Below are 8757 nucleotides of genomic sequence, written 5' to 3'. Positions count from 1 at the left end.
TGGAACCTTCACTGACCACTCGGGAAGGTACGCCCATTCCCGAGCAGATCCACAGATTTCAAGCATTGCTCACTACTTACCCGAGCCCGCCTCTATCCCTGACAGGGATCAGCTACAGGAGGCCGATAGCATCACTTATGCAGCTAAGCGGACTTGCTGATCAGACAGCCGGTGTTCAACGCGCAAGTGCTCCATCGTGAGCTCGGCATCGTGACCGGGAATGCACGCCGGTACGTGGACCCTCTCGCAGACGCTGGAATCATCAGCGAGTTTACCGACCGCACCCGCAACCGAGCCTGGCGTGCGCCCGAGGTCCTGAGCGCACTCGACGCATTCGCCGTACGTGCCGGACGGCGTGGATCAACCACCTAGCCGCCCGCACGGCGTCGGCTATCGACTCGTCGCAAACGACGGCCGCCGTTCGTGTTTCGACCCATCACGGACCCAGCAGCGCCAGCGGGACCAGGCCGATGCCGTCGGGGCGACGGTAGGCGTTGGGCCCGGTGTTGATGATGATCGCGTCGAGCAGGTCCGCGCCGAGGTGGTCGGCCAGCCAGCGCAACTGCGCAGTGTCTCGATCTTCGACTGTTGCGGCGAGTTTCACCTCGACAGCGAGCACTTTGCCGTCGTCGCGCACCACCACCAGATCTATTTCGTGGTCACCATTGCGTGTCCGGAGGTGACCGATAGTGGCCTCGGCGGCCTGCGCAGCAACCCGCACGCACAGTGTGGCCAAGGATTCGAAGAGATGCCCGAGCATGCCACCGGCCTGAGGCCCTATCGGCCTGCCTTTACCGCTGAGGAGCGTATCCACGGACAAGCCGAGTAGACGCGCCGCCAACGCGGGATCGGCCAGGTGATGCTTCGGCGATTGGGCCAAGCGCGCCAACGGGTTTGCCGCGGGACCCCAAGCAGGCACCGGGTCAAGCAGCCATAGCGCAGTGAGCACATCGCGGTACGCGATGGTCGTTGAACGCGCCGGCTTGTCACTGACACCGGCGGTGGCCGCGTCGAGCACTGCGGTGTAGCTGGCCGTCGTGGATGTGGCCGCCGCGTAGGCACGCAACCACCCCAGCATGGCGTCAGGCTTGCGAACGGCGAGTTGTGCTCCTAGGCGATTTGGATGCGTTCGTCGCCGAGCTCGACTTCGACGCGGAGCTGGCCGCCGAGGGCGTCGACGTAGCGGCGCAGGGTGTCGATCTGAGTGTGTCCGACCTCGCCGCGTTCCATGGCACTGACGCGGTTTTGGCTAACGTGCAACAGGCCGGCCAGTTGGGTCTGGGTGAGTCCTTGCGCCTCGCGCAGTTCGCGTAGGGCGTAGGCACGTAGTTCGCCACGCATGCGGGCTTTATGGGCGTCGACGGCGTCGCGGTTGACCGGGCGCTTTTTGAGCCAGTCGTCGAGTGTGGTCATCGGCGTTTGCGTCCCTTCTGCTGCTTGGTTTGTTTCAGTTTGTCGAGGTGTGTGTCGAACAGGTCGTCGGCGATCGGGATGTGTTGGTCGTACCAGCGTTTCCATTGGCCTTGTTTGTCGCCGGCGACGAGCATGATCGCTGCTCGTTGCGGATCGAAGGCGAACAGTGCGCGTAGCTCGGTTCGGCTTGCGCTGCCGGGTCGTAGTTCTTTCATGTTGTTGTGTCGCGAGCTGGTGACGGTGTCGACGAGGGGCCGTCCGAGCAGCGGTCCCCGCTCGGCCAACAGTTCCAGGGCGGCGATCACAAGTTCGTGGCTGCGATCGTCGAGGCCGGCCAGCCAGTCGGTGATCAGTTCCAGGTCGACCACCCAGCTCACCTTGACCATGGTACAACTTTGAGGTTGTACAACGACAGTGTTTTAGAGCGGCTCGCGTTTCTGGGTCGTCATCACCGGCGCATGCAGGCAACTGAGGCGCCGTACGAGGGTTTGCCCCGGGCTCGACCCCGCATCACCAAGGCCGGCTGTGACTGCGAACGGGATGGCTGTTTGAGTGATTAGCGTCGCAGGCGCTCTGCGCATCCGCCAGGCCCGTGTCGACGTGAACGGGCGCGACCAGGTCGACCAAGACCGAGCGCAGCGCCCGCGATCTGCCCTTGCCGCCGCGCGAGCTGGCGATGATCAAGACCATGCGCACGGTACACCTGCACGAGCGCCTGGCGGTCGATCGACCGCTTGCAGACAATGACCTATTGCTCTCGCGCATCGATGGCACATGGTTGCCCGTCCGCGACTACTCGCCAAAGTTCGCCGCGCAGCGCGGCGCCGCGGGGCTTCAGGCCATCACGCTCGGCAAGCTGCGGCACTCCAACATCTCGCGGACGCGGGCTGCGGGCATCGGCGCCGACGTGGTGGCGGCCCGGCCCGGCCACACCGAGCGCATGACGCAAGCGGTTTACGAGCGTGTGGCTGACGACCGCCTGACGGCCGCTGCGGGCGTGTTCTCAGCGACTGCACGACAGCGTTAGGACAAACCGGTGGTCATCAGATCCTGTTGGCAAAGAACCCCTGGCTATTGGCCAGGGCTTTCTCGGGTGGAGCTAAGGGGACTCGAACCCCTGACCCCCACACTGCCAGTGTGGTGCGCTACCAGCTGCGCCATAGCCCCGCGAGGTTGTGCCCATCGAAGCTACACCACCGCCAACGTGCGTTCAAAGCCGCCGATCACCGCCGGCCGGCCGCTCAACGCAGCGGGTCGAATTCGCGAAGAGCCGCAGGTTGCGCGCCGGTGGTGATCTGCTGCGCCAGCAGCCGCCCGGTCACCGGGCCGTGCGTCATCCCCCACATGCCGTGCCCTCCGGCGACGAAAACGCCCTCGGAGACGCGTCCTATCAGCGGGCGCCCGTCCGGGGTCAGCGGGCGCGGACCGACCCACGTGTCGCTGCGCCGGTCCCAGCGGACGCCGTCGAACATCGGGCGGACCGCATCGCACATGGCGGCGACCCGCGCCGCGGCGGGAGGTGCGTCGGGGTCGCGGATCTCCATCGTGCTGGTCACCCGCAATCCCTCGGGCAGCGGCGTGCAGGCCACCCGGATCTCGGGCAGGTAGACCGGCCCGGGCACCGCACGCTCGACCGGCACCGTGAAGGAGTAGCCGCGCCCGGCCTGCACCGGAACCCGCACCCAGCGGCGGACCAGCCGCGACAACCAGGCGCCCGCCGCCACCACCGCCACGTCAGCGCTCAACACGGCGCCGCCACGCGAGTGCACGGTGACGCCGTTGCGCGAGCCCCGCACGTCGACGACGTCGCCGGTCTGCAGCGCGGCGCCCCGGTCGACGACCGAGCGGCCCAGCGCCTGCACGAAGCGTGCGGCGTCGACGAACCGCTGACCGTCGATGCGCACCCCGGCGGTGATCGTCGCCGACGCCAGCGGCACCTGCTCGCGCACAGCGTTGCCACTCAACACCGTGGCGGACACCGGCTGACCGGCGTCGCGCAACCGCTGCAGCTCGTCGAGCAGATGCTCGGCGTAGCGGGAATCGGTGAACAGCGCGGTGATCGGGGCCTCGGTGACCGGGGCGTCCACCCCGTTGGCCACCAGAACGCCATAGTCCGACAGGCATTCTGCGCTCAGTGCCAGGTTCGCCCGGGCGGCCCGAACCCACGACGAACGGCGGCAGTTGACGGCGAAACGGGCCAGAAACCTCCACAGCTGCGGCGACACACTTGGCGAGATGCGCAGCGGTGCAGCAGGATTGAGCATCGCGCGCAGACCGTAGCCCAGCGTGCCGGGCTCGTTGAGCGGAATGGTGAGCGCCGGCGCGATCCATCCGGCGTTGCCCCACGACGAACCCGCGGCCACACCGACGCGGTCGACCACGGTGACGTCGACGCCGCGCTCCTGCAGGAACCACGCGGTCGACAGCCCCACGATGCCGGCGCCCACCACGATCGCCGTCCGCGGCCGGTCACCGGGCCGCCGGTCGCCCGCCGTCACGACCCGATCACCTGCGTCACCAACTCCCGCGCCGTCTCCTGCACCTGGGTCAAATGGTCTGGGCCACGGAATGATTCGGCGTAGATCTTGTAGACGTCCTCGGTGCCCGACGGTCGCGCGGCGAACCACGCGTTGGCCGTCGTCACCTTCAGCCCGCCCAGCGGGGCTCCGTTGCCGGGCGCGGTGGTCAGCTTGGCGGTGATCGGCTCGCCGGCCAGCTCGGTGGCGCTCACCTGCTCGGCGGACAGCTGGGCCAGCCGGGCTTTCTGCTCGCGGTCGGCGGGCGCGTTGACCCGGGCGTAGACGGGTGCGCCGTACCTGTCGGCCAGTTCCCGGTAGCGCTGCGACGGGGTGGCTCCGGTGACAGCGAGCATCTCGGCGGCCAGCAGCGCGAGAGTGATGCCGTCCTTGTCGGTCGTCCACACCGATCCGTCGCGGCGCAGGAACGACGCCCCGGCCGACTCCTCTCCGGCGAAACCGATAGCGCCGCCGCGTAATCCGTCGACGAACCATTTGAAGCCGACCGGCACCTCGACCAGGTCGCGTCCGATGCCCGCGACAACCCGGTCGATGATCGACGAGCTGACCGCGGTCTTGCCGACGGCGATGCCGGCGGGCCAGGACGGCCGGTGCGTGTACAGGTAGTCGATAGCCGCGGCCAGATACTGGTTGGGGTTGAGCAGCCCGGCGTCGGGTGTGACGATGCCGTGCCGGTCGGCGTCGGCGTCGTTGCCGGTGGCGATCTGGTAGGCGTCGCGGTGGGCGATCAGCCCCGCCATCGCGTCCGGCGAACTGCAGTCCATCCGGATCTTGCCGTCGGTGTCCAGCGTCATGAACCGCCACGTAGCGTCGACCAGCGGGTTGACCACGGTCAGGTCGAGGTTGTGCCGCTCGGCGATCACACCCCAGTAGTCGACGCTGGCCCCGCCGAGCGGGTCGGCGCCGATACGCACCCCGGCGCTGCGGATCGCTTTCATATCAACCACATTCGGCAGATCGTCGACATAGGAGTCCAGGTAGTCGTGGCGCCACGCGGTCGCCAGCGCCCGGGCCAACGGAATCCGCTTGACCGCCGTGCACCCGCCGCGCAACAGCTCGTTGGCGCGGGCGGCGATCACATTCGTGGCGTCGGTGTCGGCCGGCCCGCCGTGCGGTGGGTTGTACTTGAAGCCACCGTCTCGCGGCGGGTTGTGCGACGGCGTGGCGGCGATTCCGTCGGCGAGACCGTCGGCGCGACCCCGGTTGTAGTTGACGATGGCGTGGCTGATCGCCGGTGTCGGCGTGTACCGGTCCGCGCTGTCGACGACGGCCAACACCTCATTGCCGGCGAGCACCTCCAGCGCCGTCACCCAGGCCGGCTCGGACAGGCCGTGGGTGTCGCGTCCGAGGAACAGCGGCCCGGTAATGCCCTGTGCGGCGCGGTAGTCGACGATGGCCTGGGTGATGGCCAGGATGTGCGCCTCGTTGAACGCCGCGTCCAGCGCCGAGCCCCGGTGCCCGGAGGTGCCGAAGGCGACACGCTGCGTGGCGTCGTCGGGGTCGGGCTGCAGTGCGTAATATGCGGTGACCAGGTGGGGCAGGTCGACGAGGTCTTCGGGCTGGGCCGGCTGACCGGCACGCGGGTTGGCCATGACACCGATTCTGCCGGTCGGTGCGCACCGAAGGGGAAGGGAACCCGTGGCGGGCCACGACTACCGCGAGCTGGCCGCTGTCTTCGCCGGCGGCGCGCTGGGCGCGTCGGCCCGCGCCGGCCTGGGCATGCTCGCGGCCGCCGACCCGACGCGCTGGCCCTGGCCCACGTTCACCGCCAACATCGTGGGCGCCTTCCTGGTCGGCTATTTCACCACCCGGCTGCTGGAGCGGCTGCCGCTGTCGAGCTATCGCCGGCCGCTGCTGGGTACCGGACTGTGCGGCGGGCTGACCACGTTCTCCACCATGCAGGTCGAGACGCTGGGCATGATCGAACACCGGCGCTACGACCTGGCCGCCGGCTACACCGCCGCCAGCATCGCGCTCGGCTTATTGGCGGTCTACCTCGCCACCGCCGTCGTGCGTCGGGTGGCGGCGCGCTGATGATCCTCTGGCTCGGTGTGCTGCTGGCCGGCGGCATCGGTTCGGTGTTGCGTTTCGTGGTGGACCGCGCGGTGGCCCAGCGGGCCGCGCGGTCCCTTCGATTCGGGACACTGCCGTTGGGGACGCTGACCGTCAACCTCAGCGGTGCCGCGGCGCTGGGCGTGATCAGCGGCCTGGCGCTGAGCCGGCACGCGGCGCTGCTGGTCGACACCGCGTTCGTCGGCTCCTACACCACGTTCTCCACCTGGATCCTGGAGACCCAGCGGCTCGGTGAGGAGCGCCAGACCCGCGACGCGGTGGCGAATATCGTGGTCAGCATGGTGTTGGGTATCGCGGCGGCGCTGCTGGGCCAATGGATCGCGGGCCGGCTGTGAACCAGCCGTGCCTGAAACTGACCACGTACTTCGGTGAGCGGCAGCGCGCGGTATCCACCGGCGGTGCCCGGCAAGGATTTCTGGCCGACGCCATGCTGAACCTGTTCGGTGCGCAGCAAGTCGCGACCAGCGTGATGCTGCGCGGCATCACCAGTTTCGGCCCGCAGCACGTGTTCCGCAGCGACGAGTCGCTGAGCCTGTCCGAAGACCCGCCGGTGACGGTCGCCGCGGTCGATGTCGAGCCGAAGATCAGCGGGCTGGTCGGCGACGTGCTCGCGATGACCGACCGCGGCCTGGTGACCGTGGAACGTGCGCAGCTGGTCGGCGGTCGGGCCGGGCCGGACGTCGGCGACCGGGACGCCAACAAGCTCACGATCTACGTCGGCCGCCAGGAAAGTATCGCCGGGCTGCCGGCCTACCGCGCAGTGTGCGATCTGTTGTACCGACTCGGATTCGCCGGCGCGGGAGTGTTTCTCGGCGTCGACGGCACCGCGCACGGCCGCCGCTACCAAGCCCGGTTTTTCAGCCGTAATGTGAACGTGCCGTTGATGATCATTTCCATCGGGACCGCGGCGCAGGTGTCGGCGGCGGTCGCCGAGCTGAGTTCCGTCGTGCCGCACCCGTTGCTCACCGTCGAGCGGGTCCGGTTGTGCAAGCGCGACGGCGAGCTGCTGGCACGGCCGCACCGTCTGCCGATGACCGACGAGCGCGGTCGGGCGGTGTGGCAGAAGATCATGGTGCACACCGGCGAGGCCACCGGCCACGGCGGCGTGCCGATTCACCGTGCACTGGTGCGCAGGCTGCTGGACTCGGGCCTGGCTCGCGGCGCAACCGTGCTGCGTGGTGTCTGGGGATTCCACGGCAACCATGAACCGCACGGGGACAAGCTCTTTCAGCTGACGCGACGCGTGCCGGTGGTCACCATCATCGTCGACAGGCCGGAATGGATTGCGCGCAGTTTCGACATCGTCGACGAGCTGACGGCCGAGCACGGCGTGGTGACCAGCGAGATGGTGCCTGCGGCGGTGTCGATCGGCGGATCCGACCCGCCCGGCGACGCCCGGCTGGCGCAACTCGAGTACTGAGCGCGTAGCAGCGGTGCAATGCCACGGCCGATACCGGGCGATGCCCTCGTTCGCGATTCTCAGGTCGGCGATCGCGCATGCACAAGGTGCCCCCGGTTCGTCCACTCGGCGACGGACGACGGCGTCGGTCATCCCGGCGCGAGCCTGATGGGTCATTCAACGACCTGTGAGCACCGTGGCCAGCACTGCGGCCTGGCTGCCGTCCAGGTCACGGGTGGCGGTCACCAGCGTCACGACTCCGCGCTTGGTCAGCCTGCGCAGTTCCTCCAGCGCGTCGTTGCCCTCGAGCTCCTTCTTGTACTTTTCGGCGAACTCCTCGAAGCGCTCCGGTTGGTGGCCGTACCAGCTCCGCAGTTGCGTCGACGGCGCGACGTCCTTCAGCCAGGTGCCCACCCGCGGGTCGTCCTTGCGGAAGCCGCGCGGCCACACCCGGTCCACCAGGATGCGCCGGCCGTCGTCCGGACTGGGCTCGTCGTAGACCCGGGCCACCCGAATTCGGCTTGTGGGGGCCATAAGCCAGGGTAGCGCGGGTGGTCAGCTGCAACGGGTGGCCGGGGAGCCGTGACCGTCACGATCCGCATGGCGCACCTGCGCTGTGTAACGTCATGCGTTACACTGGCATGGTGATCCGGTCGTTCGACGACAAGGACACCGAGAGACTGTTCCACAGGCGCCGGATCGCCAAATTTGGTCCAGACCTCACCAAGCGAGCATTGGAGAAGCTTCTGATGGTCAACGCGGCCGAGACCCTGAACGACCTCACGATGCCGCCGGGGAACCGACTCGAACCGCTCGCCGGTACTCGCAAGGGCCAGCACAGCATCCGAATCAATGATCAATACCGCATCTGTTTCACCTGGACCCGATCAGGACCGGCACACGTGGAAATCACGGACTACCACTAGGAGAACAATTGTGAGAGACATCCCGCCCATTCACCCTGGCCGGATACTCGCCGACCAGTACCTGACCGAACTCGGGCTGTCGCAACGCAAGCTGGCCGGACTCATCGATGTACCGCCGCGCCGGATCAACCAAATCATCAAGGGCGAGCGCTCCATCACTCCGGACACGTCATTGCGCCTGGGCAAGCTTTTCGGCCAGTCCGACACGTTCTGGCTGAACTTGCAGAAGCACTATGAAGTCGAGATCGCCCGCGAAACTTGCGATTTGACGCGGGTGCAGGTCTGGAAGAACGTCGGATAGGAAACAAGGCACGTTGCGAACTTTGCTGTCCGGCCGTCGTCGACACGTCTCTGGACTGTCACTGCCGTTTCTGGTGGAGCTGCGGCCGTTTCTGGTGGAGCTGCGGCC

At 67.8% G+C, this 8757-nt stretch carries 12 protein-coding genes, 1 tRNA gene and 1 pseudogene; 7 read left to right on the top strand and 7 right to left on the bottom strand.

All coding sequences use genetic code 11. The features are described from left to right. Nucleotides 1-147: 147 nt before the first annotated feature. A pseudogene (locus ABDW21_RS15145) lies at nt 148-372 on the top strand (Fic family protein); the annotation flags it as partial. Between the two features lie 64 nt (nt 373-436). Here ABDW21_RS15145 and ABDW21_RS15140 read toward each other — a convergent pair. Genes ABDW21_RS15140 through ABDW21_RS15130 form a run of 3 tightly spaced genes read right to left on the bottom strand, consistent with a single transcriptional unit; the run spans nt 437 to nt 1799 of the window. Continuing rightward, nucleotides 437-1078 carry a DUF4143 domain-containing protein gene (locus ABDW21_RS15140; RefSeq protein ID WP_343710658.1) on the bottom strand — a complete coding sequence of 214 codons (642 nt, stop codon included), beginning with the start codon at nt 1076-1078 and terminating at the stop codon, nt 437-439. 32 nt (nt 1079-1110) lie between these two features. After that, nucleotides 1111-1413 (bottom strand): XRE family transcriptional regulator, encoded by a 303-nt coding sequence (locus ABDW21_RS15135; protein WP_343710657.1) that lies wholly within the window; start codon nt 1411-1413, stop codon nt 1111-1113. After that, a complete protein-coding gene (locus tag ABDW21_RS15130; RefSeq protein ID WP_343710656.1) occupies nt 1410-1799 on the bottom strand; it encodes a DUF1870 family protein in 390 nt (129 codons plus the stop codon). The genes ABDW21_RS15135 and ABDW21_RS15130 overlap by 4 nt, the downstream gene beginning before the upstream one ends. A gap of 290 nt (nt 1800-2089) precedes the next feature. Between ABDW21_RS15130 and ABDW21_RS15125 the strand changes: the two genes are divergently transcribed. Then, nucleotides 2090-2440 (top strand): hypothetical protein, encoded by a 351-nt coding sequence (locus ABDW21_RS15125; protein WP_343602909.1) that lies wholly within the window; start codon nt 2090-2092, stop codon nt 2438-2440. A gap of 67 nt (nt 2441-2507) precedes the next feature. Here the strand turns inward: ABDW21_RS15125 and ABDW21_RS15120 are convergent. From ABDW21_RS15120 to pgm, 3 genes are all read right to left on the bottom strand, one after another. Continuing rightward, nucleotides 2508-2580 (bottom strand) — tRNA-Ala (locus tag ABDW21_RS15120). A 74-nt stretch (nt 2581-2654) separates the two neighbouring features. After that, the gene (locus ABDW21_RS15115) at nt 2655-3911 is read right to left on the bottom strand and encodes an FAD-dependent oxidoreductase (RefSeq protein ID WP_343602910.1); all 1257 of its coding nucleotides are present in this window, start codon (nt 3909-3911) and stop codon (nt 2655-2657) included. Beyond that, complete coding sequence (gene pgm / locus ABDW21_RS15110) at nt 3908-5542, bottom strand: phosphoglucomutase (alpha-D-glucose-1,6-bisphosphate-dependent) (protein ID WP_343602911.1); 1635 nt, start codon at nt 5540-5542, stop codon at nt 3908-3910. Before pgm ends, ABDW21_RS15115 begins: the two co-directional genes overlap by 4 nt. Before the next feature lie 46 nt (nt 5543-5588). On the opposite strand from pgm, the gene crcB (ABDW21_RS15105) reads away from it, so the two are divergent. The 3 genes from crcB (ABDW21_RS15105) to ABDW21_RS15095 are packed head-to-tail and all read left to right on the top strand — an operon-like array spanning nt 5589 to nt 7443. Further along, entirely contained in the window at nt 5589-5984 is a 396-nt protein-coding gene (gene crcB / locus ABDW21_RS15105; RefSeq protein WP_343602917.1) for a fluoride efflux transporter CrcB, read from the top strand. Then, nucleotides 5984-6358: a fluoride efflux transporter CrcB gene (crcB, locus tag ABDW21_RS15100; RefSeq protein WP_343602913.1), complete on the top strand. Its 375-nt coding sequence runs from the start codon at nt 5984-5986 to the stop codon at nt 6356-6358. Before crcB (ABDW21_RS15105) ends, crcB (ABDW21_RS15100) begins: the two co-directional genes overlap by 1 nt. Further along, nucleotides 6355-7443 (top strand): DUF190 domain-containing protein, encoded by a 1089-nt coding sequence (locus tag ABDW21_RS15095; protein WP_343710655.1) that lies wholly within the window; start codon nt 6355-6357, stop codon nt 7441-7443. Before crcB (ABDW21_RS15100) ends, ABDW21_RS15095 begins: the two co-directional genes overlap by 4 nt. 156 nt (nt 7444-7599) lie before the next feature. Here ABDW21_RS15095 and ABDW21_RS15090 read toward each other — a convergent pair whose 3' ends face one another. Continuing rightward, entirely contained in the window at nt 7600-7956 is a 357-nt protein-coding gene (locus ABDW21_RS15090; RefSeq protein WP_343602915.1) for a DUF488 family protein, read from the bottom strand. A 110-nt stretch (nt 7957-8066) separates the two neighbouring features. On the opposite strand from ABDW21_RS15090, the gene ABDW21_RS15085 reads away from it, so the two are divergent. Both ABDW21_RS15085 and ABDW21_RS15080 read left to right on the top strand, forming a co-directional pair. Continuing rightward, complete coding sequence (locus ABDW21_RS15085) at nt 8067-8348, top strand: type II toxin-antitoxin system RelE/ParE family toxin (protein WP_343602916.1); 282 nt, start codon at nt 8067-8069, stop codon at nt 8346-8348. A 7-nt stretch (nt 8349-8355) separates the two neighbouring features. Continuing rightward, nucleotides 8356-8649, top strand: a complete 294-nt coding sequence (locus ABDW21_RS15080) for a HigA family addiction module antitoxin (RefSeq protein ID WP_343602918.1) — start codon at nt 8356-8358, stop codon at nt 8647-8649. Nucleotides 8650-8757 lie beyond the last annotated feature (108 nt).

The organism is Mycobacterium sp. (assembly GCF_039583805.1).
In the GTDB taxonomy this organism is placed as follows: domain Bacteria; phylum Actinomycetota; class Actinomycetes; order Mycobacteriales; family Mycobacteriaceae; genus Mycobacterium.
This window is presented reverse-complemented; position numbering and strand designations above follow the sequence as displayed.